Genomic DNA, 24,735 nt, shown 5'->3' on the forward strand with positions numbered 1-24,735 from the left:
TGACCCCTGTTGTCGCCTGTTCTAGCGACATCGGGGTCTTTGAGGCGGTTCGTTTTCTTGTCGATCGAGAAATAGCCGTTGTGGGTCTTCGCGGGATCGATACCGGCTATCCGACTGCCCCTCGTAAGCGAGGGCGAGCTGATTCCGCAGATCATTGAAGCGGTTGTTCACCGGCGTCGCGGACAGCATCAGCACCTTGGTTTTCACCCCGGCGCGGATGACCTTGTTCATCAGCTTCTGGTATCGAGTCTCGCGGTCCTTGTAGACATCGTTATTCCGGAAGTTATGGGACTCATCGATCACCACGAGGTCATAGTTGCCCCAGTTCACCCGGTTCAGCGGAATGCCGAAGGATTCACCGGACGTGCGCGACAGATCCGTGTGGCAGAGGACGTCATAGTTGAAGCGGTCTTTGGCAAAGATGTTCGTGGTGAGATTGCTGTTGTAGTTCCGCCAGTTGTCCGCCAGCTTCTTCGGACAAAGAACCAGCACGGACTTGTTGCGGAGCTCGTAGTATTTGACCACAGCAAGCGCAGTGAAGGTTTTCCCTAGGCCGACCGAGTCAGCCAAGATGCAGCCGTTGTAGGTTTCAAGCTTGTTGATGATCCCCGTTGCGGCGTCGCGCTGGTAGTTGAACAGCTTGTTCCAGACGATGCTGTCTCGATAGCCGGTCAGATCATTCGGCAGAACGTCCTCATCGATATCCTCCAGGAATTCCCGAAAGATGTTGTACAGCATCAGGAAGTAGACCCGCTCAGGGGCGTTCTCCTGGTAGACGGACTCAATGTGGTCGCAGACCGCGTCAGTCACATCCCGGAGCTTGTCCGCGTCGTTCCAGATCTGGTTGAAAAGCTGGAGATACACGCTGGTATGCGCCGGCTCATCCATCCGGGTCACGAAGTTTGAGACCGCGTTGCCCTTCTGGTAACCGAGATCAACGGCTGTGAAACCGCTGATTGGCATGTAAGCAACGGCGGCGCCAATGGTCTCCACATGAGCGAATGGCTGCATTGCGGCCTGAGTACCGTTAGACTTGAACCGAACTTTCTTGCGGATCCACGCTGCACACTCCCGAGCCACGGCGCGTTGAGTGAGCTTGTTCCGAAGCTTGATCTCGAATTCGCTGCCATAAAGGCTGCTTTCCCGCCCCGCCTTTGGGATGAAGAACTCGCGTTTTTCTTTGCGCAGTTTGTCGGTCGCTTCCGTCGGCACGAATGTCGGAGCCGTGAAAATGAATTGTAGGCTTTCGATCTTGGACAGCTCAGACTTCAAGGCTTCATACGCATAGATCGAGAAGCACGACGCTGCGATCTTCACGCGAGAGCCGCGGCTCAACGTTTCCTTCAGATCATCGCCTAAGAGTTGGGAAGTGTTGTCGATGATTTTCATACGGCGCCGTCAAACCTGAAAGTGGAACTTGCAGAAACGGCACTGCTCTGACGCATGAAAAACACTCCTCGAGATCGCACCGATTCTTCCCTTCGCCAGTCAACCGTCGCACGGAGTTCACCGCATATGCTGAGAAAGATGGTTACAAAAAGGGGTCCATCGAGATCAAGACAAAAGTAGTCGGCGCGGGTGCTGCCGGTTTTGCTGGCAATGTTTTGATTGGCGGCGTCATCGGAATGGGTGTGGACGCAGCGACTGGAGCGGCGTTGGACCATTATCCCAACCCTGCGCATATCGAACTGGTCCCGCTGGAAAAGCGTGCTCCCGATAAGGCGGCCAAACCAAAAAGGCGGAAACACACGAGCACGGCTAAACCATCCGTATAGCGCCACGCTCTTCAGCGAACACAGGCCCGCCGCTCTTGACCGGCGGGCTTGTCGAGCGCCCCGCCATACCTCTCCTCGCAGCATCGTCGTTGCCTGCCATTCATCCGGCGTTCAGGGCCGATCTTCGAAACTAAGCGCTCAGAGATGCGTTGATCCGGCATTACGAGAATACGACGAAGGAGCCCGACCATGAAGCTTTTGACCATCGCAGCGGCGGCCGGCGTGGCTCTCACCCTGTGCGCCGGCAACGCGCTGGCCGACCCCTGGAAAGACGAAAGCGGTCACGGGCGCTGGCGTGGGTATCATGACGAGCCACGCTATGAACGAAGAGCATACAAGGAAGAGTATCGCCGCGGTCGCTGCAAGATCGAGCGGAAATGGGACGAGGACGAGTACAAGGAAGAGATCAAGTGCAAGCGCGGGCCGCGGCCTGCCTATGGATATTACCGGTACTGAACGCAGCTCGCGTGGCTATCCTCCGGTCGGGCGCCGGCGGCGCTCGCCGGCGGCCGGTCGGTGCCGCTTATCAGTCGACGCATCTGGTCCATGGCAGAGATCATCGCGCGCGGAGCCCGAAACATCCGGACCATTGACCATCGCTTGACAACGACAGCCAAAGGCCAGAAAACACGTTCCATGGGGTTGCGATCACCCCACGAGGCGACAGCCGAAGCATCGCGTCCGATAAACCGCCAGGCGGAGGACGCGCCATGTCTTCACTTCTCGAAATTTCCCCCGAAAAGCTTGCCCGCTTCATAGGCACCCCGAACTGCCCGGTCCTCATCGCCGTGCGCTGGTGCCGTGACGCGACTGATGAGATACACACATGGCCGTCGCCGAAGAAGGGAGCGTGGAATTGACCGAAACTGCACAGAACACCACCGCATCGGCTCAAGGTCAGGCTTTGAGCCATGGTATTTCCTTTGGCGAGGCGCTCCGGGTCTGGGCACGCGTGGCGGCTTTGAGCTTTGGTGGCCCAGCCGGACAGATCGCGATGATGCACCGCATCATTGTCGAGGAGAAACGCTGGATTGGCGAGACCCGGTTTCTACATGCGCTGAACTATTGCACCCTGCTGCCGGGGCCGGAAGCGCAGCAGCTTGCAATCTATATCGGCTGGCTCATGCACAAGACCAAGGGCGGTCTGGTCGCCGGAGCCCTGTTCGTGCTCCCCGGCGCCGTTGCCATCATGGTGCTGAGCTGGATCTACGCCATCTTCGGAAATGTCGGCGCCGTTCAGGCGCTGTTCTTTGGATTGAAGGCCGCGGTTCTGGCGATCGTGCTCGAAGCGGTTCTTCGTATCGGCCGCCGGGCGCTCAGGAACCGTGCCATGATAGCCCTTGCCGCCGGGGCATTCATCGCGCTCTTCCTGTTCCGCGCTCCCTTCCCACTGGTCGTCCTCACTGCGGGTCTCATCGGCTTTGTCGGCGGTCGAGCCGGCTGGGCTGCCTTTCAGGCGGGGAACGGACACGGAAAAGTTGGCAGCAGGCAAGTCGCTGATATCGAGACCGCGCTTGGCGAAGAGGTTCCGGCCCATGCACGACCCCCAATCAGCTGGTCGCTCAAGGTTGCCGGTGTCGCTCTCTTTTTGTGGTTCGCTCCGGTGCTGGCACTTGTCGCGTTGCTTGGCCCAGGCAATGTCTTCACCGACATCTCGATCTTCTTTTCGAAGATGGCGATGGTTACCTTTGGCGGCGCCTATGCGGTTCTCTCCTATGTCGCTCAACAAGCCGTCGAGCACTATCATTGGCTGAAACCCGGCGAGATGCTCGACGGTCTCGGCATGGCTGAGACGACGCCTGGCCCGCTGATCATGGTCACTCAGTTCGTGGGCTTCATGGGCGCCTACCGCGACCCCGGTCTGCTTCATCCATTGCTCGCCGGCACGCTCGGCGCGCTGCTCACGACCTGGGTGACTTTCGTGCCCTGCTTTCTCTGGATTTTCCTCGGCGCGCCGTTCATGGAAACGATGCGCAACAACAGGGCTCTGTCCGCCGCGCTGGCGGCGATCACCGCGGCGGTCGTCGGGGTCATCCTCAATCTGGCAGTCTGGTTCGCGTTGCACGTGCTCTTTCGCGAACTCTATGAAGCGCGCGGATTCGGCATGACGGTCGATGTGCCGGTTCTGAGTTCTGTGAACCTTGCCTCTCTCATCCTGACCGTCGGCGCGATTGTCGCGGTGTTCCGGTTCAAAATCGGCATGCTGACAGTCTTGGCCGGCTGCTCCCTCATCGGCCTCGTCTATGGATTGTTCATGGGGTGGATCTAGCTCCCGAAAACGCGATCCGGCAGCGCTTCGATTGAGAAGCGCGCAGGGCTCGAGGGAGGGGGCGCTCCGAGCGAAGGTATGAAGGCGGTGCAAAGCATTCATCCGGCCACCTATCTTTTTGCGGCGCGCGCCTTACGCGATTTTGGCGACGGGTTCGTCGCCATTCTGTTGCCGGTCTATCTGCTTGCTTTGGGATTTTCGCCGCTGCAGGTCGGCGTCATCGCGACCGCATCGCTCTCCGGCTCCGCACTCTTGACGATCGCGATCGGATTCCTCGGTGCGCGCCGTGATCTCCGCGGCTTGCTCCTGGCCGCCGCCGGCCTGATGGTCGCCTCCGGTGTCGCCATGTCTATCGTCAATGATTACGCGCTCCTGCTGGTGGTCGCCTTTGCAGGTACGATCAATCCATCGGCAGGCAGCGTGAGCGTCTTCGTCCCACTGGAGCATGCGGTGCTTACCCGCGAAGTGGCGAGTGCCGAGCGGACGCGCATGTTCGCTCGCTACAGCCTCGCCGGAGCGCTCGCAAGCGCCGTCGGGGCGCTCGCGGCAGCTCTACCGGATTTCATGACGACCTTCGGGTTCGGGCAACTGACCGCCATCAAGCTGATGTTCGTTGTCTACGCGCTTTTAGGTCTGGCTGGCGCAGTACTTTATGCCCGCATGCCTCCGCGCATCACCCGCGGCGAGCCTGCGAAAGCAGCACTTGGCCCTTCGCGCGCTATCGTATTCAAGCTCGCAGCCCTGTTCAGCCTCGATGCATTCGCTGGCGGGTTCGTGGTGCAGTCGTTGCTCGCCCTGTGGCTGTTCGAGCAATTCAATTTGTCGCTCGCGGAAGCCGGGGTGTTTTTCTTCTGGTCGGGCGTGCTGTCGGCCTTCTCTTTTCCTGTCGCCGCATGGTTATCGAAGCGGGTTGGCCTCATCAACACGATGGTGTTCACTCACATCCCATCGAGCATCGCCCTGATGCTGGCAGCATTCGCGCCTACCTTGCCGCTGGCGCTTGCCTTGCTATTGATACGTGCGGCACTCTCGCAAATGGATGTTCCGACGCGTTCATCCTATGTGATGGCGGTCGTGACCGAGGCGGAACGCGCCGCGGCCGCAAGCTTCACCTCGGTGCCGCGCAGTCTCGCCGCAGCGGTCAGCCCTGCACTGGCAGGCGCTCTCTTCGCTGCTTCGTTTCGTGCTTGGCCGTTCCTAATCTGCGCCGCGCTGAAGATCACCTACGACGTCCTGCTCTTGCTGCAGTTCCGACACCACAAGCCACCTGAGGAATACTGAGCCGACCGCCTCCTTGGGAGAACAGACGTGAGCCGCTCGCGTGGCTATCTTCCGGTGAGGCGCTCCGCACCAGGAACCACGCCGCGGCTGACCCGTTCTCCTTCTGCCGAAAGGAGAAGACGATGAGTACCAAGGATACCAATGCCACTCCGGAACAGTCGGAACCAGCCGACGTCCGTCAGCCGGCAAACCGAAAGAAGCACCGGGACGAGGAGTCGATCGCACCACCAGCGGTCCAGCCTCCAGGGGCAAAGGACACAAGTGAGAAACCCGAGGTGAACCCGGTCACCGGCGGGGCGTTGTAGCGCTCGCCGCGCCTATTTGACCACCTGCACGACGGTGCGGCTCTTCACATCCGCGATGACGCGCTTCTCGTTGACCACCGCAAAACCATAGCGCCTGTCGGCTGGAACCGTATTGAGAAAGACTGTTTCAGGCACCGGTTTGCCGACGGATATCTGTTCCTGCAGCACAAGCGGCCGTTGCGGAAACGGCTGCAGTTCGACGTATTCCGTCACGCCTGGCGGCGGCGGATCGATCGCCGCACCCTCAACGGGCCCTGCGACAGCCGCCACGGTCGTATCGGCAGCGCTGATTTCGTTTGTGCTTTGCGCTTGGGCAGGAGCCGCGGTCAAGAAAACCGCAACACCCAATGCAACGGAGCTCTTGACGAGGACAATTGTCATGAGAGCTACTCCAGCTACGAATCCCTTCTCATGAAGAATCGCCTGCCGAGAGCTTTGTTCCGGCGTGCCTGCGGCATCAGACCTTGGTCCTACACGGGAAGGTTAAAGGTCCTAGGACCGTTGCACGCTGCTCCTCGTGACGCATATCGCTCTGAGACGACCACGGCGGCATCCTCGTCAGCCGTCCACGTCGTCTGAAGGTCCCGGAGCCAACGCGATTGTCCCTTCTAAACGCTCCGGGACTCTTCATTTCCGTCCATACACGGGGGACCGTCTAAGCGGAGACCCGGCTTGGCCTGCGCACGGCCCTCACCTTCCCGCTGCTTCCTCCGCCACAGTAAAACCGGTCTCCGCCATCGGATTCGAGGCCGGAAACGCCTACACCCGGGGGCATCTCGAGCGTTTCGAGGACTTCTCCCGTTTCCGGGTCAAGGCGCCTCAGGTCGCTCTCGTCGCCTTCCCATGTGGCATGCCAGAGCTCGCCGTCGACCCAGGTGACGCCCGTGACGACTCGGTTGGATTCGATGGTGCGGAGAATCTTCCCGGTGTCGGGGTCGACCTGGTGGATCTTCCGCCCTCGATAATGGCCCACCCAGAGCGTTCCTTCAGCCCAGGCGAGGCCTGAATCGCCGCCCTCGGCAGGCGCCGGAATGGTGGCAAGCACGCGGCCGGTCGCCGGATCGATCTTCTGGATACGATCCTCTGCAATCTGGAACAGATGCTGACCGTCGAAGGCCGTTCCCGCATGTGCGGCGACATCGATCGAGCGCACCGTCTTGCCGCTCTCCGGATCGAGGGCGTTCAGCCTGTCGCCGGAGGCGAACCAGACGTGCCGGCCATCGAAGGTGACGCCGGCCACCTGCCCGGTATTCGGGAAAGGTCCGTATTCCTGAAGAATTTCTGCTTTCGATCGTTTCATCTTTCCATCCTCGTCGCTGTAATGTCTCGCATCCTAGTCGCTCGGTAGCGGGCCCGGGAGTAACAAGACTGTCGGGAAGCCCAGGACGGGCGGGGTCATCCAGCGAAGCGCCCGTCCGCGGCCGAAGGACTGCACCTTGCCGGCCGACGCAAGCTGCTCGAGTGCCCGCTGCACGGTGCGCGGGCTCGCCCCGAGCGCAATCGCCAGCGCCGAGCTCGACCACGATTCGCCGTCGGCAAGGAAGGCAAGCACCGCCGCATGTTGGTCTTCGACGGGCGGCGCCAGCACGACGATCTCACCGGCGGCGCGGGGTGAGAGCGCGAAACCCTGCTTCGTCGCCCGCACTTCCGCCAGAGACCGAAGCTCTGCCCGAAGGCGTCCGATCTCCACGCGCAACCGGGCGCGGTGGGATTCGTCTGCATGTCTCGCACGGAAGGCGCGCGCTAGGAGCGTTGCTCTCGGCACGTCTTCCGGCCAGGCTTCGCCGAGCGCACGCGCAAGCGCGAAGAGCACCGGGCGCGTGGCGAGCGAGACCACGCGCTTTTCGTTCCGCACCACATTGCGGCAGGCATCCACCACGAGTGCCCCGGAAGAGAGCAGCGTTTCGACTTCCTCGATGAGGAGAGACCGCTCACCGCCGCTGCCGATCAGGCGCGCGACCGGCGCATCCAGCACGAGCGATGCGCTTTCGACCTCAGCCGTCAGTGCCGGGATGTCGGCTTCGCGCGCGGCGCGTTCGGCTCGGGTGAGCGAGATCCGCGCGGCTTTCGCCTGCAGACGCCGTATGGCGATGCCGGCGATGACCAGTTCGCGGGCCGCCCGCGTCGCCGGGGGGAGCGGCATGCCGGAGTCGAGCTCCGCAAGCGCGCCTTCGGCCTCGTCCAGGCGGCCGATGAGAAGCAGGCGCCGGGCCTCGAGATTGCGCGCATGCGCGGCATTGACGTGATCGCCACGCGCTTCGAGGGTCGATCTCGCCGCTTCGAGCGTTTTCGTGGGCCAGCCGAGATCCCGCGAGACGAGAGCGATCTCGGCCTCGGCGACGATGCAGCGCGCACGCGCCACCGCCTGTCTCTGGCCGAAGGCATGCGCAGCACTTCTGAGAAGGGTCTTCGCCCGGCCGAAATCGCCGAGCTGCGCCATCGCAATGCCCCGAAGCGCGAGCGCATGGGCGTCGTCGCGCAAAGCCACGCGGTTCAGTACGCCGAGAAGATCGCCGGCCGCGAGCGCCCGTGCCGCAGCGGTGATCAGCGAGTCCATCGAAATCCCGTCACACTTGTCACTCTCACCGTTCGATCTCCGGCTCTAGTCTGGGTTCCTGTCGGTCGAGCAACCCGCCCCCGGGCAATGTACGACGACAAATGGCCAAAGGAGAAGAATGATGACGGCACATGCAATCGGAACACGGGAAGAATGGCTGGCTGCGCGGCTCGACCTGCTCGAGGCCGAAAAGAACCTGACGCGGCGAAGCGACGAGCTGGCGAAGTGGCGCCGGGAATTGCCTTGGGTACGGATCGACAAGGCGTACCGGTTCGAGACTGACGAAGGCGAGGCCTCGCTGCGCGACCTCTTCAAGGGGCGTTCGCAACTCCTCGTCTACCATTTCATGTTCGGGCCCGATTATACCGCCGGCTGCCCGTCCTGTTCGGCGATCGCCGATGGTTTCAACGGGATCGTCGTTCATCTCGAAAACCACGACGTCGCCTTCTCCGCGGTCTCGCGCGCGCCGCTTGCGAAGCTCACGGCCTATAAGCGACGGCTGGGATGGAGCTTCCCCTGGGCTTCTTCGGACGACGGCGCCTTCAACCGTGATTTCTGCGTCTGGTTCACCGAACAACAACAGCGCGAGGGCGGCATCGAGTATAATTTCCGCCGCGAGCCGCCAATCCCCGAGCAACCGGCGTCCGAGCCGCTCGCGGGCAGGACGGTCCGGGAATGGGACGCAAGCGGCAGCGAGGGGCCGGTCGCACAGATCGCAGCCATGACGGGGACCGACGTCGCCACCTATACACGCGACAGGCCCGGTGTCAGCGCCTTCGCGCTCGAAGACGGCATCGTCTACCACACCTACTCCAGTTATGCGCGTGGACTGGATGGGCTATGGGGCATGTATCAGTGGCTCGACCGGACCCCCAAGGGACGCAACGAGAACGGCATCTGGTGGCGCCGCCACGACGAATATGCCCAAGGGTGACCGTCCGATGCGGCTCGCAACGGGTACCGCCGCGCGTGGCCTGGCCGACTGGCTGGGCCTCGCCGCCGCACCGGCTTTCGCGGTCATGGCGCTTCTGACCGCCGGCGGTGATGCGGATATCTGCTCATCGATACAAGGTGCTTCGCTGCTGAGCGGAATGAGCAGCATGTATTTGCTGATGTCCGTTTTTCACCTGGCACCATGGCTGAAGCTGATTTCCGCAAGACGGGAAGCGCCAACCGATCCGGCGCTTCCGCGGATCACTCCGCCGACTTGAACTGCAGCGTGAACACGTTGCCGGCGATCTCGTCGGAGAGTGATTTCGAGAACTCCAGCGGCACGCAATTCTGGAGCGCCTCGGTGGCGGCGGTCACGAAAGCCTGCCGCTGCTTTTCGTCGCCGTTCACTTCGATCGCGGTCGGCCGGGGCGGGCCCATCAACGTACCGTCGCCGCGGAACCCGAACCTGAGGGTGACGAAGGAATCCTTGAAGCCTTGCGGCGGAGTCCAGCATCTGCCAAGCGCGGCTCCAAGGTCGGCCACCGTATAAAGCGGCTCGGCGTGGAGCCTCTCAGCCCCCGAAACGGCAAGGATTAGACCAGTGCAAGCCAGTCTCGCCATCTGCATCGTCTTCAGCCCCTGTCCCAGAGGATGGTGAAGCTAGAGCGGGATGAGGAAAAGTGTGTGCGGTTTTCCGCCCGCATCCCGCGTCTCAACCCACTAGAATCGATCAATTCATGCCTTTAGGCCGACGGCCTGAAACCATCATGATCTAGCAGATTCGGAAACGCCTGCAACAGGCCCGTATTCACATACGGACTTGCGCCTCAGCGGCGCTTCGTTTTCAGCGCCGCATGGCTCGTGAGGCTGAGAAAGACGGCCAGGAACATGATGCCGAGGATCTTGAAGCCCTCCTCGACGAAAACCAGTCCGGCGAAGTTTTCCGAAACCGCGTCCACCAGGAAGGAACAGCCGAGCGAGGCGACGGCGGCAGCAAGCAGGACCCACTGAATATTCCGGCGGATAAACCAGGCGTGATAACAGAGCGTCGCCAGCAACAGCATATGGGGAACAAGGACAAACGGCTCCGGGACCCCGGCCGTGGCAATCGCCTCATGAAGCATCAGAAGATCGTCGATGCCCATCAACCCGGAAAAGAGCCCGCCGGCGAGAAGCGTGCGTCGCAGATGCGGCGCGTCGTAGCCGGCTCCGGACCAATAGGCCTGGAGAGCAGCGATCCCTCCCGTAAACCAGAGAATGACGCCGAGATTGGAGACCAGCCCGAAATACTTCGGCTGCCCGGCAATCGCGTTGGGGTCGCGTACGAGGTCGTAGTAGTCGATGCCAAAAAGCCGGTCGGCGATGACGATCGACGTCAACAGCACGATGCAGGAGCAGATGACCAGGAGGGCGTAGTGGAAATCACCCTGTATTCGCCTCTCCCTTGTCAGGGCTTTGGCCGTGGTGATGCCTTCGACATCCATCTCGATCCTCCGCAACAGATGCCCCAGCCATGCCACCGCGGACGGTCAGCTGCCTTTGTGACAGTTTTATGACAAGGCGCGACCGGCGGTTGCGGACCTCCCGGCATGGTGGTCCGGGACGCGCGGCACGGTCCCGCACACAACGGAACCTTGCAGGTTTTCGGACGTTAATCGTTGCGTCGTGTGCCCACCGGCCCGCGACAAGGTCGCAATTTACTTGCGGTGGTACGGAACCCCTCCCCTAGGGTCATGCTGATTGGGGATCTATGCAAAGGCGAATTTGCAGGCGGGGTGACGGAGAGAAAGGATGTATGCCATGAACCAGCACGAAGAATTGCGGGAGAAGCCGCCGCTCGATCCTGCCACCGGCCAACCGACGCCGCGGGACCCGGAAGCGCCCGTGACCAGATCGCGCCGTAGCAGCTGGCCTTTGCTGGTCATCATTCTTGCCGGTCTGATACTCGCGTTGATCGCCTGGCTCCCGGCAGAGCTGACCAGGGATGCCGAGAACGAGCCGGTCGCGCCGGGCCAAACCGAGACGACCCCGTCCGACGCCACCCCGCCGGCCGCTCAACCCGCGCCTGCGGACCAGGCCGCGCCTACTGAGGCCGCACCTACGGACCAGGCGACGCCGCCCGCCGGGGGAACCACGGCGCCGGCAGCACCTGAGACCCAGACCCCGGCAGCGCCCGAGACGCCGGCAGCACCGGCAGCACCTGCCACGCCGGCACAGCCGCAGAGCGCTCCTGCGCAGTAGAACGACGAACGCCCCTTGTCGAGCGGGATGAAGCGGCTTGCCGCGCCATCCCGCTCTTCTGCAGTTAGATCCTCCCCGAGGGGTCGAGTGACGGAGCGGGTTCGTCTTTCATGAACGAAATCTTTGCCGACATCCTTGCCGATACCCAAACACCTTATCCGGTGATATTCGCGCGGCTCTTCGGCGCGGTCCTGCTCGGCGCAATGATCGGCGTCGAGCGTGAGAAGCGGCAGCGGCCGGCAGGGCTCAGGACCCATATTCTCGTCAGCCTCGCCTCCGCGATCTTCGCGGTGGTCGCCATCGAAAGCGTGCACATGAAAAGCCTTTCCGGCCCCGAGGTGCGCATCGATCCCATTCGCGTCGTGGAAGCCGTAACCGCGGGAGTGGCCTTTCTCGCTGCCGGCATGATCGTCTTTTCGAAGGGGGAGGTGAAGGGGCTGACGACCGGCGCCGGCATGTGGCTTGCCGGCGCCGTCGGTCTCTCGGTCGGCTTCGGCTTCTGGCTGATCGCGGCCTTCGCCGCCGTTGCGAGCCTCGTCGTGCTCTTTGTCCTCGGCCGGCTGGAGGTGGCGCTGCAGTGGAAGGCACCGGACGAGTTCTACAACACGGGTTCTACGTCGCAGAAGAATGAAGATGCAGGAGAAGACCGGCCCCGAGACCGGGACGATATACGCGAACGTTGATCGGAGCCGCCAATGGCGGCTCGATCAGCGCAGTTCGGAAATTGGGGTTGTTTGATACCCGCCCAAGGGGAGCGGACGGTTATCGAAGACCGCCCTCCCCTCCTTCAGGCCATGAATGACAGCAACGGCCTTGCGGGCTTCGTCCGGCGTCGCGAACAGCTGGCCTTCCAGGGACCAGACGCTGAATTTCACGGCCATGAACCGCAACCGTCCGTTCTCCGGAATCAGCGCGCCGACAGCCTCGCCGGCAAACTCCACCGTCTGCTTGCTCATCGTGTTTGAAACTCCTCCCTCGGCCGGGCAAAGCCCAAGCGGGCCGACTCTTGCGGTCAGCCGCAGGAGAAACACGCGAAGCGCAGGTTGGTTCCGGCGCCGAACGGAAAAAGCTTGAGCCATGAAGGATAAGGACCTCCGGATGGAAACCGCTCTATGCGAGGAAGCGCTCCGGCCGATACGGCGTGATGTCGATCACAGGCTTCTCACCCGTCATCGCCTGTGCCAGCGCCCGGCCGGTGACCGGCCCGAGCGTCATGCCGTGATGCGCGTGGCCGAAGGCGAACCAGAGGCCTTCGTGCCGTGGAGCTTTGCCGATAACAGGCATCATGTCGGGCGTGCAGGGGCGCGCGCCCATCCACGGTTCCTCGTCGCGCCGCTCGGCGAGCGGGAAGAACTCGCGAGCGACCCGCTCCGCTCGTGTCAGCTGCACCGGCGTTTTCGGCGCATCGCGCAACGCGAACTCGGCGCCGGTCGTCAGCCGGATACCGCGCAGCATCGGCGCCAGGAAATATCCCTTCTCGGCGTCGAGCACCCAGTTGTTGAGCTGAGCGCCCTCCCTGATGCCATAATGCATGTGGTAGCCGCGCTTCACGGCGAGCGGGAAATGGTAGCCGAGCTTTCGCGTCACCGTGTCGGCCCACGGCCCGAGCGCGACGACGACCTCCCGGGCTTCCAAAGGGCCGTCCGGTGTGGCGACACGCCAGCCCGCCCCTTCCAGAATATGCTCCAGCGTCGCCGCATCGCCGGAAACGAGCCGGCCGCCGAGCGACTGGAAGTAGGCGAGATATGCCTTGTTCAGGCTGTGCGGATCGCGGATCGACCACGGATCGGTCCAGCGCAGGCCGCCGGCGAGTTCGGCCTGGATGGATGGTTCGATCGTCTTCAGCTCGCTGGTCGAAAGCTTCTGGTGATTGACTCCGAAGCCGGCGGAAAGCCGCTCTGCGTCCTTATAGGCCGCGTCCCGCTCCTTTTCGGTGCGGAAAACCTTCATCCAGCCATCCTTGCGAATGAGGTCGCCGGCGCCGGATGCGTCGATCAAGTCCTGATGTTCCGCGATCGAATGTTCGATAAGCGGTGCATAAAGATGGGCTATCTTCTGGTGCTGGGTGAAGCCCGAGTGCCACCAGTAGCGCGCGAGGAACGGCACGAGACTGGGCAGCGCACGGAAGTGATAGCTGGCGTCGATCGTGTTGTTCAGGGCGTAACGGAAAAGCGCTCCGAAATTGTGCGGGAAGCCGTAGGGGAAGACGCCCTCGCGCTGTATCAGGCCTGCATTGCCGTAGGACGTCTCCTCCCCCGCACCGCGCCGGTCCAGAAGCACCACCGACTTTCCAAGCCGAGCCAGATGGATCGCGCTGGAAATGCCGACAATGCCGGCACCGAGAACCACTACGTCCGTCTTCATGTGCAGATGCTCTCCTATCCGTCAAACCGCCGTGCCGCGTCACTTCACGACGACAACTTCCAGGGATTTCGTGGGAGGTGGTGTCCTGACATGCGCGGCGGGTATTCGCATGAATAGCCAAGCGAGCCCGGCAGGGCAAGGGAACAGAGCGTCACACCGCAACTGGAAAGGGGTGGAGACGAGAGCTCCACCCCTTATCGTTCGGCACCAATTTGCGGGCGGCAAGCCCCGCCTGGAGGCTCACGTTCGCCGGATGAGACCCGCTACGAGCGAGATCACGAGGAATATGAGGAACAGGAAGAACAGGACCTGCGCAATTCCCGCCGAAGCGCCGGCAATTCCGCCGAAGCCGAGCACACCGGCGATGATCGCGACGATCAGAAACACGAGAGCGTAATAGAGCATCTGCTATCTCCTTGTCTGCGCTACCGAAATCGAAACGCGTGTCGGCTCGCCTTTGTTCCCGGATCGGCCCCGGCTGCGCGGCGCGAGGGTGTTTGCGTGGTTCAGAAAGCATTGATTAACCAAGAGAACCGCAAATAGAACGGAACTTATATTTCCCGTGCAAGCGAGAGGAACCTTCGAAAGGCGCTTGGCGTTGTTCGCATTGAAAGAATTTCCGGGAAGACAATGAAGATACCATCGCGACATATTTGGAAGACCGTAAACGAGGCCGGCCGTTATCAGGCGGATCTGCGCGATCGGAATCTTCATATAGGCAGGACGATGCGCGACCTTCAGCGCCACTCCGAGGAAAAGTACAACAAGCGGATCCAGGCACTGCTTGAAACTCTGGAACGTGCCGAACGCCAGTCGCATAAATGACGATCGCTCCGTGTCCCTCCGGCAACAGGCATGCGCCCTGGCGTCGTGCCGCGCGGAACAAAAGGCGCCAATCGGCGTTTTGGCGACAATAACAAGCGCCGCGGCGGCGGCATCCATGGGAGATGGGAATGCAAGCCTCGGCGGCGCCTGTTGTGATCACCCCTCCAGTGGGGATCGACGCTCAGATGAGCGTCGCAGCGGCTCCAGCCATGGCCTCGGCGCGCATTTCCGCCGAAGACTGTGCTCGGCAACTCCAGCAGTTCTGTATCAACCCTGAATAGGAACGCGTCATGAAGAAGCTACTCGTCGTCGCAAGCCTGATCCTTCCCCTGGCTGCCTGCACGCAAACCGAACGAGGTGCGGCGATCGGCGCTGCCTCCGGCGGTATCATCGGTGGTGCCATATCGAATGATGTCAGGGGAGCTGCGGTAGGCGCCGCTGTCGGCGGTGTCGCCGGAGCCCTTATCGGTCGTGCGAACGAGCCCGGCTATTGCGTCTATCGCGACCGCTACGGCCGCCGCTATACCGCGCGCTGCTGATACGAACGGCCAGCCGAGCCGCGCTCCGGCCGGCTCGGCTCGTTTCGTCGGTGGCCGACTGGCGTGAACGCTGCGACGTTACTCGCGCGGTCGTTCTTCGGCCTCATCCAGACGGTGCAGAAGGTCCAGAAAGTGCTGCGGCACCGGCTCGTTCTCCACCGCCTGGTAGAGCGCCTTCAGCTTCGAAGCGATTTGACCGTGAGGTTGCGTCGTCTCGGCGGGGGCGACCCCCGCTGGCACGGCGCCTTTCTTTGAGGACTTCTTCATCTTCCCGTTCCGTGCGGGCTGCAGTTCCGCGCCATTTCAGATCCGCGGTAACCTGATGTGGCGCTTTTCGTGCCTGTCGGGTTCAGCTTCGGCCAATCCCATCCAAGGCCGCACCAGCCGGTCGCCCAATTCATTTGCCGCGACTGTTTCTCAAGGCTTTCCATAAACCGGAATACGTGCTCAAAACATTTGAGGTATCCTGCTGCGCGCCGTCGGCAAGACAGGAACATATGCATAATAGTTTAGGAAGGTCTAAATGCCACTTTCCACAAGGATTGCGCCCCACCTCCCCTATCTTCGGCGTTACGCCCGTGCCGTCACCGGCTCGCAAGCAGCAGGCGATGCCTATGTCGCTGCCGTGCTCGAAGCGCTGATCGACGATCTCGGGCTTTTTCCAGCCGCGTCGAACGATCGCATCGGTCTTTACAAGCTGTTCTGTTCCCTGTTCGAAAAACTCAAGATCGACCGAACCCAGCTCGCCTCACCTTTCGCATGGGAGCAGAGGGCGGCCTCCAATCTCTCCCTCATCGCGCCGCCCCAGAGACAGGCATTCCTGCTCGTCGCCCTCGAGGGTTTCTCGACCGGCGAGGCGGCGGAAATCATGGGGCTTGACCAAGGCGCCTTCGGCAAGCTGCTGACCAGCGCCTCGGAGGAGATTTCGCGCCAGATCGCAACCGACGTGATGATCATCGAGGATGAGCCTCTCATCGCGTTGGATATCGAGGACATGGTGACGAGCCTCGGTCATCGGGTCACCGGGATCGCCCGCACGCGCCGCGAGGCGCTTGATCTCTATCACCAGACATCGCCAAAAATGGTGCTTGCGGATATCCAGCTGGCCGACGGCAGTTCGGGCATCGACGCGGTCAACGACATCCTGACGCAGGCGGCCGTACCGGTCATCTTCATCACCGCCTTTCCCGAACGGCTGCTGACCGGCAAGAAGCCCGAGCCGGCCTTTCTGGTAACCAAACCCTTCAACCCCGAAACCGTGAAGGCGCTGATCAGCCAGGCTCTTTTCTTCGACGAACATGCGCGAGCCGGAGCGAGCTAGATAACCCTTGAAGTCAGCATGAAGGGTCAGCCCGGCAACTGGCGTTCCGGCTGGGGCAGCAGGATCTGCTCGAATATGATCATCGCGATCAGCGACAGCGGAAAGGCGAGGAGCGCCCCGACAGCACCCCACATCCACGTCCAGAAAATGATCGCGACGAAGACCAGAAACGGATTGATATCGAAGCGTTGGCCGAGGATGGCGGGCACCAGCAGATTTTCCATGGCGAGGTGAACGGTGAAGAAGGCGACCGCCGGGGCGATGGCCACGATGAGCGCATCATGCGTCATCAGCCCGCCGACGACCAAAGAGAGGGTCATGAAGGTGACGCCGAGATAGGGAATGAAACTCGAGACGAAGGCGAACAGCCCCCAAAGCGGGGGCATCGCCAGTCCGCCGACCAGCGCAATGACCATGGTTATGAAGCCCAGCGCCAGATAGATCAGGCTGGCGGTCGAGAAATATTGCGTAAGCGCATCCTCGAGGGCGTTCATTACCCGGATCGCGCTCAGGCGACCTTCGCGGCTGGGAAAAGCGAGAATGATCGTGCTGCGCAGCTGAACGCGCCCGAGCAGGAAGAGTACAAGGGCGGCCAGGAAGATCAGGGTCTGCACCAGAGCGGGCGTCAGGCTCGCCGCCGCGCCGCCGATCAGCGGTCCCGCATTCTTGACGATGACGTCGGCAAAAGCCTCTTCTCCGCTGCCGCGGGCAAGCGCTACGTTTACCCATTCGAAGCGCTGCAGATAGGGCAGTATCCGCTCCATGAGGCCTTCGACGAGCCGCGGCGCCTCGCGCGCGACCTCGGTGATCGGCCAGAGGATGGCATTGACCAGGTATGACAGGCCAAGCAGAAAACATAGCGCCAGCAAAAGGCCGCCGAACATGGGCGGCAGCCCGAACCGGGCCAGTTCATCGGCAGCGCGGCCGAGAACGATGCCGATGACGACGGCGAGCGTGATCGGCAGGAGGATCGCTTCCATCGTATAGACGACTGCCGCGCAGGCGATCACGAACAGGCCGATGACGCTCCAGGCGCCGGCGAGATCGATGCTGTCGCGTTTTCTGGCGACGATCGCCGATGCCTCTGCCAGAGCGATTTCCCTCTCCGCTTCGCGCTTTCGTCGACGCTCGGCCGTCGTCCGCCCGGCTATGTCCATCGGCACCTACCTCTCAAACGCTCGTGCGGCGAACAGCCCGTTCGCGGATGCAGGACGGAGGTGGCGCACTCCACCGCAGGATGCCCCCCGCGAAGCGTTGCTCAATGTTGCTCAGGCGGGAACAGGTGGAGCGTGGCGGAAAGCAGGCCAAGCCCACCGATGATGATCAGCAATGTGTAGGCCACGTCCTCCGGCGTCCGCAGGAAGAGACCCATGCCAAGTACCAGCACGGCAAGCGCCGACACGACGAGCCGTGGCACCCAGTAGAGCATGTCTCAACCTCCATTGCGGAACGCACCGATAAACGCCGCAACTGCGGAAATCGTTCCTGCGCGACACGCGTGTAAGGACGGCAGCAAAACGCCGCCGGCCCAGGGGCCGACGGCGGGGAAAGTGGAGCGTATATCTGCTTGCGTGAAACGGCTTAGAGAGCTGCCGTCACGATGACTTCGACGAGATATTCCGGGGTTGCGAGTTTCGCTTCGCCGGTCGCGCGGGCCGGCGCGTGGCCCTGAGGCACCCAGGCGTCCCAGACCGAGTTCATCTTGGCGAAGTCCGCCATGTCGGCAAGCCAGACGGTCGCGGAAAGAATGCGCGTCTTGTCCGTGCCTGCGAGCGCCAGCAGACGATCGACCTCCGCCAGCGCCTGCTTCGTCTGGGTGACGACGTCGTCGCCGGCATTGCCGACCTGGCCGGCGAGAAAGACCGTGTTGTTGTAGACCACGGCCTGGCTCATCCGCGGGCCGGTTTCGAAACGCTTGATTTCCATAATCCTCATCCTGGTATTGAGCCGAACAACGGTCTGCCGGCATTTGGGTGATACGTATTTCCGCTCAGGCGGCATTCTTCCGGGCGAGCCGGGCCTTGATGCTGGCAACATCCGCCCGCGGCGTCGCCGCGAACAATGTCTTCGTATAATCGTGCTGCGGGTCGGAGAATACCGCGTCCCGGCTGCCATACTCGACCGCTTCGCCGTAATACATCACCATTACGTCATCGGCGATGTAGCGCACCACCGACAGATCGTGACTGATGAAGACATAGGTGAGCTTGAATTCGTCCTGCAGATCGGCGAGCAGGTTCAGAACCTGCGCCTGTACGGAGAGGTCGAGGGCCGAAACCGGCTCATCCAGAACCAGAAGCTTGGGATTGAGCATCAGCGCACGGGCGATCGCGATGCGCTGCCGCTGGCCGCCGGAGAACATGTGCGGATAGCGATTGTAGTGCTTCTCCTCGAGGCCGACCTTCTTCAACATCGCCATTGCCCGCTCGCGGCGTTCGCCTGCCGGGACCTTGGTGTTGATGATGAGCGGTTCCGCGAGAATATCGCCGATCTTCTGGCGAGGATTGAGGGAGCCGTAAGGGTTCTGAAAGACGATCTGGACCTTGCGGCGCATCTCCGCCGTCAGCCCTTCGCGGGCGATGTCGACCGTCTTGCCGTCGATCAACAGCTCTCCCGCGGTCGCCGGGTCGATGAGCGTGATGATGCGTCCGAGCGTAGACTTGCCGCAGCCGCTTTCGCCCACGATCGCGAGCGTCTTGCCCTCGTCGACCGTGAAGCTTACGCCCTTCAGCGCATGAACGGTGCGCGCCTTGCGGAACAGGTTGCCGGGAATGTGATAGTCACGCACCAGGTTGCGGGCTTCGAGAACATGGGTCATCGAGCAGCTCCCTCGAGCATTTGTTGCTCATTGAAAAGTTCGGAAATCGTCGGCAAGCGATCTCCCGTCGCATTCTCCGGCAAGGCCGAGAGAAGCGCGCGGGTGTAATTGCTCTTCGGCGACTCGAACAGCGACAGGACATCCGCCTCTTCGATCTTCCGGCCCTTGTACTGCACGATGACGCGATCCGCCGTCTCCGCCACGACGCCCATGTTATGGGTGATCATGATGAGGCCCATGCGGAATTCCTGCTGCAGCTTCATCAGGAGATCGAGAATCTGCTTCTGGATCGTCACGTCCAGTGCGGTTGTCGGCTCGTCTGCGATGAGCAGTTTCGGGTTGCAGGCAAGCGCGATGGCGACCATCACGCGTTGGCACTGCCCGCCCGACATCTGGTGCGGAAAGTGCCCGAGGCGCTCGGCCGGGTCGGGAATGCCTACCGCCTCGAAAAGCTCGATCGCGCGCTTGCGCCGCGCGGCCCGGTCGAGGCCCATATGTATCCGCAGCACTTCCTCGATCTGGAAACCGACGGTGAAGCATGGATTGAGGCTGGCGATGGGCTCCTGAAAGATCATCGCAATGTCCTTGCCGACGATCTTGCGACGGTCGGAGGCCGGCATCTTCAATAGATCCCGTCCGTTGAAGGCGAGTTTGTCCGCGGTCACCTTGGCGGTCCAGGGCAGAAGCCCCATGGCGGCAAGCATGGACACGGATTTGCCGGAGCCCGATTCCCCGACGATCGCCAGGACCTCGCCCTCATGCACTTTGAGCGAGACGCCGTCGACGGCTCGGAACGGCCCGGACGCCGTCTGGAATTCGACGACGAGGTTTTCGATTTCGAGAAGCGCCATGTCAGGACCTCTTCAGCTTGGGGTCTAGAGCGTCGCGCAGGCCGTCGCCCATCAGATTGATTGCCAGAACGGTCACGAGGATAGCGAGGCCTGGAAGCGTCACGACCCACCAGGCACGGAGGATGAATTCGCGTGCTTCCGCCAGCATCGTTCCCCATTCCGGCGTCGGCGGCTGCGCCCCCATGCCCAGGAAGCCGAGTGCCGCCGCATCGAGGATCGCGCTCGAAAACGAGAGCGTCGCCTGAACGATGAGCGGTGCCATGCAGTTCGGCAGGATGGTCTTGAACATCAGCCTCGCATGTCCGGCTCCGGCGACCTTCGCCGCCACCACGTAGTCGCGCGTCTTCTCCGTCATCACCGCCGCCCGCGTCAGGCGAACGAAATGCGGCTGGAAAACCAGCGCGATCGCGATCATCGCATTGGTGAGGCCCGGCCCCAGCACCGCCACCAGGACGAGCGCCAGCAGGAGCGAAGGGAAGGCCAGGATGATGTCCATGACCCGCATGATGACCGTGTCGATCCACCCGCGGAAATAGCCGGCGATGACGCCGACGAGGATTCCGCCGGTCAGCGACAAAACCGTCACGATGACGCCGACGAAGAGCGAGAAGCGGGTGCCGTAGATGAGACGGGAGAGCATGTCGCGGCCGACGGCGTCGGTGCCGAGCAGGAAAGTCGCGCGGCCGCCTTCCTGCCAGACGGGCGGGAGCAGCACCGCCTCACGGAACTGGATGGTCGGGTTATGGGGTGCCACCAGCGGAGCGAAGATGGCGAGCAGCACCAGGAACAGGAAGAAGAACAGGCCGATGACGGCGCCGCGGTTCTCCGAGAAATAATACCAGAACTCGGCGAGACGCGCCCGGCGCGTCGGATCGGTCGATATGGCGGTTGTTGCGGTAGCTTCGGTCATATCGCTCTCCTCAGTGCCGGATGCGGGGGTTGATCAGGCCGTAGAGCAGATCCACGGCGAGGTTCACCAGCATGATGACCGCGGCTATGATCAGGAGCCCGCCCTGTATGACGGCATAGTCGCGCCGGAAGACCGAATCGACCATCCATTTGCCGATCCCCGGCCAGGAGAAGATCGTCTCCGTCAGGATCGCGCCCGCCAGCATCACACCGATCTGCAGGCCGATGGTGGTGACGACAGGGATCATCGCATTGCGCAGCGCATGAATGCCGACCACACGGAAGGTGGAGAGCCCCTTGGCACGCGCGGTGCGCACATAGTCCTCGGAAAGCACTTCGAGCATTGCCGAGCGGGTCTGGCGCGCGATGACGGCGAGCGGAATGGTGCCGAGAACGATCGTCGGCAGGATGAGGTGATTGAAGGCCGACTGGAACGCCCCTTCCTGGCCGGACAATAGCGAGTCGACCAGCATGAAGCCGGTGACAGACGGGAAGAAGAACATCAACGAGATACGCCCGGACACCGGCGTCCACTGCAGAATGCCGGAGACCACGATGATCAACAGCAGGCCCCACCAGAAAATCGGCATCGAGAAGCCGATGAGCGCGGTGCCCATGATGATCTGGTCGAAGATGGACCCGCGCTTGACTGCCGCAACGACACCGGCGGGGATGCCGACGATCACCGCGAAGATGATGGAGCAGAGCGACAGTTCGACGGTCGCCGGGAAGAGCTCCATGAACTGATCGATCACCGGCTTCTTGGTGACGATGGACGTTCCGAAATCGCCCTGCAGAACGCCCCAGAGATAATCCAGGTACTGCATGACGATGGGGCGGTCGAAGCCCAATTGGTGGGAGATCTCGGCGTGCCGCTCCGGCGACATCACGCGTTCGCCGGAAAGCAGCGCCACGGGATCGCCGGGAAGCAGGCGGATGAAGGAAAAGGCGATGATGGAAACCCCGATGAAAGTCGGGATCAGAACTGCCAAACGCCCCAGAAGGAATCGGAACATAGTCAAACCTCATGCCAACCGTGGCCGCATGAGCGGCGCACTGGCAAAAAGGAAGAGGGGCGCTCGCCAGCGGCAAACGCCCCCTTCGGATCATTCGATAAGATTACTCTACAATATCAACGCCGTCGAAAGCAAAGTCGCCGAGCGGGCTCTGCACGAAGCCTTCGACATTCTTGCGCATCGGGACGATGGAGAGCGAGTGGTCGAGCGTCGCCCAGGGGGCTTCGCGCTTGAAGAGGACCTGCGCCTCCTCGTAGAGCTTGGTGCGCTCTGCCACGTCGGATGCTTCCTTCGCCTTCGTGACGAGTTCGTCGAACTCCTTGTCGCACCACTGCGCGCGGTTGTTGCCGCCGACAGCGTCGCAACCGAGCAGCGTGTCGAGGAAGTTGTCCGGGTCGCCATTGTCGCCCGTCCAGCCGAGGATGACCGCACCGTCGCGGTCCTTCGCCTTGGACTTCTCGAGATATTCCGCCCATTCGTAGGAGACGATTTCGACCTTGACGCCGACCTTGGCGAAATCGGCCTGCATCAGCTCAGCGGCACGGCGGGCGTTCAGCATGTAGGGACGCGCGACCGGCATCGCCCAGACCTTCATCGAAAGGTCCTTGACGCCGGCATCCTCGAGCATCTTCTTCGCCGCTTCCGGATCGTAGGTGTCGTCTTCGATGTGTTCGTTATAGGACCACATCGTCGGCGGGATCGGGTTGGTCGCCGGCGTGGCCTGGCCCTGGAAGACGGCGTCGACGATCGCCTGCTTGTTGATCGCCTTGTTCAGCGCCTTGCGCACTTCGACCTTGTCGAAGGGCGGCTGCGTCGTGTTGTAGGCGAGATATGCGACGTTGAGGCCGGCCTGCTCCATCACCTTGAGGTTCGGATCGGCCTTCATGGCTTCCACATCGGCCGCATTCGGATAGGGCATCAGGTGGCATTCGCCGGCCTGCAGCTTCTGGAAGCGAACGGCCGCATCCGTGGTGATCGCGAAAACCAGATCGTCGATCTTCTGTTTTCCGCCCCAGAAGTCCGGATGAGCCTTGTAGCGGATGACCGCGTCCTGCTGGTAGCCGACGAAGGCGAAAGGACCGGTGCCGAGCGGCATCTGGTTGAGCTGGTTCATCTTGCCTTCGGCCTGCAGCTTGTCGGCATATTCCTTCGACATGATCGATGCGAAGGGCATGGCAAGATTGGCGAGGAACGGCGCTTCCTTGCGCTTCAGCTTGATCTTGACCGTCATGTCGTCGACTTTCTCGACCGACTCGAGCAGTTCCGGCAGGCCCATGCCGGCGAAATATTCCCAGGAACCGCCGGTTACGTAGCCGTGCCACGGATGGTCGGACTTCCACTGGCGCTCGATCGAGAAGATCACATCATCGGCGTTCAGTTCGCGGGTGGGCGTGAAGAACTCGGTCGTCTGGAACTTGACGCCGGGACGCAGCTTGAAAGTATATTCGAGACCATCGTCGGAAATCGTCCAGCTTTCGGCGAGCCCGGGCTCGGTCTCCGTCGTGCCCTTCTTGAACTCGAGAAGACGGCTGTAAACGGTATGCGCGGCAGCGTCGAACGTGGTGCCGGCCGTATAGAGGCCCGGGTCAAAGCCTTCCGGCGACCCTTCCGAGCAGAAGACGAAAGTTTTCGACCAGGCAGTGCCGGCCATCAGCGTGGCAATCGCCGTCGCTGCCAAGAGAGTAGTGAGCTTTTTCATGAGCTTGCTTCCCAGATTTGTTTTTGTTCTCGCAATTTATCTGACGCGGCATGACGTTTACACCCGGTCAAGGCCGGATGGAACGACATTTGGCGTCGCAATGCAATAAGTCGCTTTGGAATTTTGTCTATGCGAAAAATTCTTCCGCAAATAGAACGTGCGGAACTATCCCCGACTTTCGCCGACAACCGCGGTTCCGGGGCAAGCAGCCCGAGTCGTGAACCCTTAAGGGGAGTGCAGATAAACTCTAAGCTGTGCTGTCGAAGGGAAGCATTCGACCTCGAAAGTGCTCACCACCGTTCGAGGTTCTGAGTTCGCCCGCCGGAAGCACGAGCCGCCGAGGCAACTGGAAGCAGCAGGTCGCGGGTGAGCTCCGTCACCAGCATGCGTGCCGCGGCATGCGTGGGCTTTCCGCCCGCTCTCACGTTGCTTCAGGGCGGAGCTTTACGGCCCGCAAGCTCGCAGACGCGAGTGAATTCAGGCGGCCGAGGTCTGCGGGCGCACCGGCTCTTCCAGGCCAAGGAGGAAGTTGATCTGCGGCCGGGCCTTGACCAGGTCGTCGATCGTGTATCCCTGAAGTACTTCGAAAAAGGCGTTCAGCGCCTTGCGCAGCGCGGCATTGAGGCCACAGCTGTCCACCAGCGGGCAGTCGATCTCGCCCGCCTCGAAGCATTCCGCCATGGCGAAACTGTCTTCCGTCACCTTCACGACGTCGAAAAGAGTGATCTCCGACGCCGGTCTCGGCAGGCGGACTCCGCCGTTGCGGCCGCGTACCGTCTCGACCAGGCCGGCTCTCGTGAGAGGCTGCAGGATCTTGAAAAGGAACAGTTCGGAAACGCCGTAAGCCCTGGCAATCTCGGGAATGCGGCTGAGCTTCTCGCCGTTCGCAGCGCAGTACATCAACATGCGTACCGCGTAGTTGGTTTGCTTCGTCAGACGCATTTTTTGCTCCGGATCCGATAAATTCGTGCCTCATCATATAGGACGGATCGTAGTTTGGAACAATTCCAAAAAGTGGAAAAGTTCACGAAG

At 61.8% G+C, this 24,735-nt stretch carries 30 protein-coding genes; 11 read left to right on the forward strand and 19 right to left on the reverse strand.

The window, feature by feature from the left end:
* Positions 1 to 21 precede the first annotated feature (21 nt).
* Entirely contained in the window at positions 22 to 1,389 is a 1,368-nt protein-coding gene (locus M1D43_RS09850; RefSeq protein ID WP_234889500.1) for an SNF2-related protein, read from the reverse strand.
* A gap of 575 nt (positions 1,390 to 1,964) precedes the next feature.
* On the opposite strand from M1D43_RS09850, the gene M1D43_RS09855 reads away from it, so the two are divergent.
* The 5 genes from M1D43_RS09855 (at position 1,965) to M1D43_RS09875 (ending at position 5,630) form a co-directional block, all read left to right on the forward strand.
* Entirely contained in the window at positions 1,965 to 2,231 is a 267-nt protein-coding gene (locus M1D43_RS09855; protein ID WP_010968791.1) for a hypothetical protein, read from the forward strand.
* Between the two features lie 254 nt (positions 2,232 to 2,485).
* Positions 2,486 to 2,635, forward strand: a complete 150-nt coding sequence (locus M1D43_RS09860; protein WP_013844064.1) for a hypothetical protein — start codon at positions 2,486 to 2,488, stop codon at positions 2,633 to 2,635.
* Positions 2,602 to 4,044, forward strand: a complete 1,443-nt coding sequence (gene chrA / locus M1D43_RS09865) for a chromate efflux transporter (protein WP_010968790.1) — start codon at positions 2,602 to 2,604, stop codon at positions 4,042 to 4,044. Before M1D43_RS09860 ends, chrA begins: the two co-directional genes overlap by 34 nt.
* A gap of 78 nt (positions 4,045 to 4,122) precedes the next feature.
* Complete coding sequence (locus M1D43_RS09870; RefSeq protein ID WP_153314404.1) at positions 4,123 to 5,325, forward strand: MFS transporter; 1,203 nt, start codon at positions 4,123 to 4,125, stop codon at positions 5,323 to 5,325.
* Between the two features lie 122 nt (positions 5,326 to 5,447).
* Positions 5,448 to 5,630, forward strand: a complete 183-nt coding sequence (locus M1D43_RS09875) for a hypothetical protein (protein ID WP_013844062.1) — start codon at positions 5,448 to 5,450, stop codon at positions 5,628 to 5,630.
* A gap of 12 nt (positions 5,631 to 5,642) precedes the next feature.
* On the opposite strand, the gene M1D43_RS09880 is transcribed toward M1D43_RS09875, so the two are convergent.
* From M1D43_RS09880 to M1D43_RS09890, 3 genes are all read right to left on the reverse strand, one after another.
* Positions 5,643 to 6,011, reverse strand: coding sequence for a DUF1236 domain-containing protein (locus M1D43_RS09880; RefSeq protein ID WP_010968788.1), 369 nt, complete (start codon positions 6,009 to 6,011; stop codon positions 5,643 to 5,645).
* A 274-nt stretch (positions 6,012 to 6,285) separates the two neighbouring features.
* Positions 6,286 to 6,930, reverse strand: coding sequence for a Vgb family protein (locus M1D43_RS09885; RefSeq protein WP_153314402.1), 645 nt, complete (start codon positions 6,928 to 6,930; stop codon positions 6,286 to 6,288).
* Between the two features lie 33 nt (positions 6,931 to 6,963).
* Positions 6,964 to 8,187: a helix-turn-helix domain-containing protein gene (locus tag M1D43_RS09890; protein WP_153314400.1), complete on the reverse strand. Its 1,224-nt coding sequence runs from the start codon at positions 8,185 to 8,187 to the stop codon at positions 6,964 to 6,966.
* 121 nt (positions 8,188 to 8,308) lie between these two features.
* On the opposite strand from M1D43_RS09890, the gene M1D43_RS09895 reads away from it, so the two are divergent.
* A complete protein-coding gene (locus tag M1D43_RS09895; protein WP_192923474.1) occupies positions 8,309 to 9,121 on the forward strand; it encodes a DUF899 domain-containing protein in 813 nt (270 codons plus the stop codon).
* A 7-nt stretch (positions 9,122 to 9,128) separates the two neighbouring features.
* Positions 9,129 to 9,398: a hypothetical protein gene (locus tag M1D43_RS09900; protein WP_013844061.1), complete on the forward strand. Its 270-nt coding sequence runs from the start codon at positions 9,129 to 9,131 to the stop codon at positions 9,396 to 9,398.
* Here M1D43_RS09900 and M1D43_RS09905 read toward each other — a convergent pair.
* Positions 9,382 to 9,747: a UCP034077 family protein gene (locus M1D43_RS09905; protein WP_010968784.1), complete on the reverse strand. Its 366-nt coding sequence runs from the start codon at positions 9,745 to 9,747 to the stop codon at positions 9,382 to 9,384. The two genes, M1D43_RS09900 and M1D43_RS09905, sit on opposite strands and share 17 nt — an antisense overlap.
* A 200-nt stretch (positions 9,748 to 9,947) precedes the next feature.
* The gene (locus M1D43_RS09910; protein ID WP_003527174.1) at positions 9,948 to 10,604 is read right to left on the reverse strand and encodes a DUF8692 domain-containing protein; all 657 of its coding nucleotides are present in this window, start codon (positions 10,602 to 10,604) and stop codon (positions 9,948 to 9,950) included.
* A gap of 307 nt (positions 10,605 to 10,911) precedes the next feature.
* Between M1D43_RS09910 and M1D43_RS09915 the strand changes: the two genes are divergently transcribed.
* Both M1D43_RS09915 and M1D43_RS09920 read left to right on the forward strand, forming a co-directional pair.
* Positions 10,912 to 11,361, forward strand: a complete 450-nt coding sequence (locus M1D43_RS09915) for a hypothetical protein (protein ID WP_192923473.1) — start codon at positions 10,912 to 10,914, stop codon at positions 11,359 to 11,361.
* A 110-nt stretch (positions 11,362 to 11,471) separates the two neighbouring features.
* Complete coding sequence (locus M1D43_RS09920; protein ID WP_010968781.1) at positions 11,472 to 12,044, forward strand: MgtC/SapB family protein; 573 nt, start codon at positions 11,472 to 11,474, stop codon at positions 12,042 to 12,044.
* 24 nt (positions 12,045 to 12,068) lie between these two features.
* Here M1D43_RS09920 and M1D43_RS09925 read toward each other — a convergent pair whose 3' ends face one another.
* From M1D43_RS09925 to M1D43_RS09935, 3 genes are all read right to left on the reverse strand, one after another.
* On the reverse strand, positions 12,069 to 12,317 hold the full coding sequence (locus M1D43_RS09925) for a hypothetical protein (protein ID WP_010968780.1): 249 nt from the start codon (positions 12,315 to 12,317) through the stop codon (positions 12,069 to 12,071).
* A 154-nt stretch (positions 12,318 to 12,471) separates the two neighbouring features.
* Positions 12,472 to 13,725, reverse strand: coding sequence for an NAD(P)/FAD-dependent oxidoreductase (locus M1D43_RS09930; RefSeq protein WP_003527152.1), 1,254 nt, complete (start codon positions 13,723 to 13,725; stop codon positions 12,472 to 12,474).
* A gap of 240 nt (positions 13,726 to 13,965) precedes the next feature.
* Positions 13,966 to 14,130 carry a DUF1328 domain-containing protein gene (locus tag M1D43_RS09935; protein WP_003527150.1) on the reverse strand — a complete coding sequence of 55 codons (165 nt, stop codon included), beginning with the start codon at positions 14,128 to 14,130 and terminating at the stop codon, positions 13,966 to 13,968.
* Positions 14,131 to 14,840: 710 nt separating this feature from the next.
* On the opposite strand from M1D43_RS09935, the gene M1D43_RS09940 reads away from it, so the two are divergent.
* On the forward strand, positions 14,841 to 15,089 hold the full coding sequence (locus M1D43_RS09940) for a YMGG-like glycine zipper-containing protein (RefSeq protein WP_003527142.1): 249 nt from the start codon (positions 14,841 to 14,843) through the stop codon (positions 15,087 to 15,089).
* A gap of 78 nt (positions 15,090 to 15,167) precedes the next feature.
* Here M1D43_RS09940 and M1D43_RS09945 read toward each other — a convergent pair whose 3' ends face one another.
* Positions 15,168 to 15,356: a NepR family anti-sigma factor gene (locus tag M1D43_RS09945; protein ID WP_003527140.1), complete on the reverse strand. Its 189-nt coding sequence runs from the start codon at positions 15,354 to 15,356 to the stop codon at positions 15,168 to 15,170.
* Positions 15,357 to 15,612: 256 nt separating this feature from the next.
* Between M1D43_RS09945 and rsiB2 the strand changes: the two genes are divergently transcribed.
* Positions 15,613 to 16,410: a PhyR-type response regulator RsiB2 gene (gene rsiB2, locus M1D43_RS09950; protein ID WP_153320594.1), complete on the forward strand. Its 798-nt coding sequence runs from the start codon at positions 15,613 to 15,615 to the stop codon at positions 16,408 to 16,410.
* A 26-nt stretch (positions 16,411 to 16,436) separates the two neighbouring features.
* Here the strand turns inward: rsiB2 and M1D43_RS09955 are convergent, their stop codons facing one another.
* The 9 genes from M1D43_RS09955 to rirA all read right to left on the reverse strand — a co-directional run bounded on the left by M1D43_RS09955 (position 16,437) and on the right by rirA (position 24,645).
* A complete protein-coding gene (locus M1D43_RS09955) occupies positions 16,437 to 17,567 on the reverse strand; it encodes an AI-2E family transporter (protein WP_028010399.1) in 1,131 nt (376 codons plus the stop codon).
* A 101-nt stretch (positions 17,568 to 17,668) separates the two neighbouring features.
* Complete coding sequence (locus M1D43_RS09960) at positions 17,669 to 17,839, reverse strand: hypothetical protein (protein ID WP_153314392.1); 171 nt, start codon at positions 17,837 to 17,839, stop codon at positions 17,669 to 17,671.
* Between the two features lie 152 nt (positions 17,840 to 17,991).
* On the reverse strand, positions 17,992 to 18,336 hold the full coding sequence (locus M1D43_RS09965; RefSeq protein WP_027990469.1) for a RidA family protein: 345 nt from the start codon (positions 18,334 to 18,336) through the stop codon (positions 17,992 to 17,994).
* A 64-nt stretch (positions 18,337 to 18,400) separates the two neighbouring features.
* Positions 18,401 to 19,228, reverse strand: coding sequence for a dipeptide ABC transporter ATP-binding protein (locus M1D43_RS09970; RefSeq protein ID WP_003527132.1), 828 nt, complete (start codon positions 19,226 to 19,228; stop codon positions 18,401 to 18,403).
* The gene (locus M1D43_RS09975) at positions 19,225 to 20,079 is read right to left on the reverse strand and encodes an ABC transporter ATP-binding protein (RefSeq protein WP_153314390.1); all 855 of its coding nucleotides are present in this window, start codon (positions 20,077 to 20,079) and stop codon (positions 19,225 to 19,227) included. The genes M1D43_RS09970 and M1D43_RS09975 overlap by 4 nt, the downstream gene beginning before the upstream one ends.
* A 1-nt stretch (position 20,080) precedes the next feature.
* Positions 20,081 to 20,989, reverse strand: a complete 909-nt coding sequence (locus tag M1D43_RS09980) for an ABC transporter permease subunit (RefSeq protein ID WP_003527129.1) — start codon at positions 20,987 to 20,989, stop codon at positions 20,081 to 20,083.
* 10 nt (positions 20,990 to 20,999) lie between these two features.
* Complete coding sequence (locus M1D43_RS09985) at positions 21,000 to 22,004, reverse strand: ABC transporter permease subunit (protein WP_153314388.1); 1,005 nt, start codon at positions 22,002 to 22,004, stop codon at positions 21,000 to 21,002.
* A 103-nt stretch (positions 22,005 to 22,107) separates the two neighbouring features.
* Positions 22,108 to 23,703 carry an ABC transporter substrate-binding protein gene (locus M1D43_RS09990; RefSeq protein ID WP_153314386.1) on the reverse strand — a complete coding sequence of 532 codons (1,596 nt, stop codon included), beginning with the start codon at positions 23,701 to 23,703 and terminating at the stop codon, positions 22,108 to 22,110.
* A gap of 477 nt (positions 23,704 to 24,180) precedes the next feature.
* A complete protein-coding gene (gene rirA / locus M1D43_RS09995) occupies positions 24,181 to 24,645 on the reverse strand; it encodes an iron-responsive transcriptional regulator RirA (protein ID WP_003527122.1) in 465 nt (154 codons plus the stop codon).
* Between the last annotated feature and the right edge of the window lie 90 nt (positions 24,646 to 24,735).

Source organism: Ensifer sp. R1-3, assembly GCF_056739175.1.

Bases quoted from the DNA above. Each gene is read 5' to 3' on its own strand.
- M1D43_RS09850 (WP_234889500.1), bottom strand. From the start codon at position 1,389: ATGAAAATCATCGACAACACTTCCCAACTCTTAGGCGATGATCTGAAG.
- M1D43_RS09855 (WP_010968791.1), top strand. From the start codon at position 1,965: ATGAAGCTTTTGACCATCGCAGCGGCGGCCGGCGTGGCTCTCACCCTG.
- M1D43_RS09860 (WP_013844064.1), top strand. From the start codon at position 2,486: ATGTCTTCACTTCTCGAAATTTCCCCCGAAAAGCTTGCCCGCTTCATA.
- chrA (WP_010968790.1), top strand. From the start codon at position 2,602: ATGGCCGTCGCCGAAGAAGGGAGCGTGGAATTGACCGAAACTGCACAG.
- M1D43_RS09870 (WP_153314404.1), top strand. From the start codon at position 4,123: ATGAAGGCGGTGCAAAGCATTCATCCGGCCACCTATCTTTTTGCGGCG.
- M1D43_RS09875 (WP_013844062.1), top strand. From the start codon at position 5,448: ATGAGTACCAAGGATACCAATGCCACTCCGGAACAGTCGGAACCAGCC.
- M1D43_RS09880 (WP_010968788.1), bottom strand. From the start codon at position 6,011: ATGACAATTGTCCTCGTCAAGAGCTCCGTTGCATTGGGTGTTGCGGTT.
- M1D43_RS09885 (WP_153314402.1), bottom strand. From the start codon at position 6,930: ATGAAACGATCGAAAGCAGAAATTCTTCAGGAATACGGACCTTTCCCG.
- M1D43_RS09890 (WP_153314400.1), bottom strand. From the start codon at position 8,187: ATGGACTCGCTGATCACCGCTGCGGCACGGGCGCTCGCGGCCGGCGAT.
- M1D43_RS09895 (WP_192923474.1), top strand. From the start codon at position 8,309: ATGACGGCACATGCAATCGGAACACGGGAAGAATGGCTGGCTGCGCGG.
- M1D43_RS09900 (WP_013844061.1), top strand. From the start codon at position 9,129: ATGCGGCTCGCAACGGGTACCGCCGCGCGTGGCCTGGCCGACTGGCTG.
- M1D43_RS09905 (WP_010968784.1), bottom strand. From the start codon at position 9,747: ATGCAGATGGCGAGACTGGCTTGCACTGGTCTAATCCTTGCCGTTTCG.
- M1D43_RS09910 (WP_003527174.1), bottom strand. From the start codon at position 10,604: ATGGATGTCGAAGGCATCACCACGGCCAAAGCCCTGACAAGGGAGAGG.
- M1D43_RS09915 (WP_192923473.1), top strand. From the start codon at position 10,912: ATGTATGCCATGAACCAGCACGAAGAATTGCGGGAGAAGCCGCCGCTC.
- M1D43_RS09920 (WP_010968781.1), top strand. From the start codon at position 11,472: ATGAACGAAATCTTTGCCGACATCCTTGCCGATACCCAAACACCTTAT.
- M1D43_RS09925 (WP_010968780.1), bottom strand. From the start codon at position 12,317: ATGAGCAAGCAGACGGTGGAGTTTGCCGGCGAGGCTGTCGGCGCGCTG.
- M1D43_RS09930 (WP_003527152.1), bottom strand. From the start codon at position 13,725: ATGAAGACGGACGTAGTGGTTCTCGGTGCCGGCATTGTCGGCATTTCC.
- M1D43_RS09935 (WP_003527150.1), bottom strand. From the start codon at position 14,130: ATGCTCTATTACGCTCTCGTGTTTCTGATCGTCGCGATCATCGCCGGT.
- M1D43_RS09940 (WP_003527142.1), top strand. From the start codon at position 14,841: ATGAAGAAGCTACTCGTCGTCGCAAGCCTGATCCTTCCCCTGGCTGCC.
- M1D43_RS09945 (WP_003527140.1), bottom strand. From the start codon at position 15,356: ATGAAGAAGTCCTCAAAGAAAGGCGCCGTGCCAGCGGGGGTCGCCCCC.
- rsiB2 (WP_153320594.1), top strand. From the start codon at position 15,613: ATGCCACTTTCCACAAGGATTGCGCCCCACCTCCCCTATCTTCGGCGT.
- M1D43_RS09955 (WP_028010399.1), bottom strand. From the start codon at position 17,567: ATGGACATAGCCGGGCGGACGACGGCCGAGCGTCGACGAAAGCGCGAA.
- M1D43_RS09960 (WP_153314392.1), bottom strand. From the start codon at position 17,839: ATGCTCTACTGGGTGCCACGGCTCGTCGTGTCGGCGCTTGCCGTGCTG.
- M1D43_RS09965 (WP_027990469.1), bottom strand. From the start codon at position 18,336: ATGGAAATCAAGCGTTTCGAAACCGGCCCGCGGATGAGCCAGGCCGTG.
- M1D43_RS09970 (WP_003527132.1), bottom strand. From the start codon at position 19,228: ATGACCCATGTTCTCGAAGCCCGCAACCTGGTGCGTGACTATCACATT.
- M1D43_RS09975 (WP_153314390.1), bottom strand. From the start codon at position 20,079: ATGGCGCTTCTCGAAATCGAAAACCTCGTCGTCGAATTCCAGACGGCG.
- M1D43_RS09980 (WP_003527129.1), bottom strand. From the start codon at position 20,989: ATGACCGAAGCTACCGCAACAACCGCCATATCGACCGATCCGACGCGC.
- M1D43_RS09985 (WP_153314388.1), bottom strand. From the start codon at position 22,004: ATGTTCCGATTCCTTCTGGGGCGTTTGGCAGTTCTGATCCCGACTTTC.
- M1D43_RS09990 (WP_153314386.1), bottom strand. From the start codon at position 23,703: ATGAAAAAGCTCACTACTCTCTTGGCAGCGACGGCGATTGCCACGCTG.
- rirA (WP_003527122.1), bottom strand. From the start codon at position 24,645: ATGCGTCTGACGAAGCAAACCAACTACGCGGTACGCATGTTGATGTAC.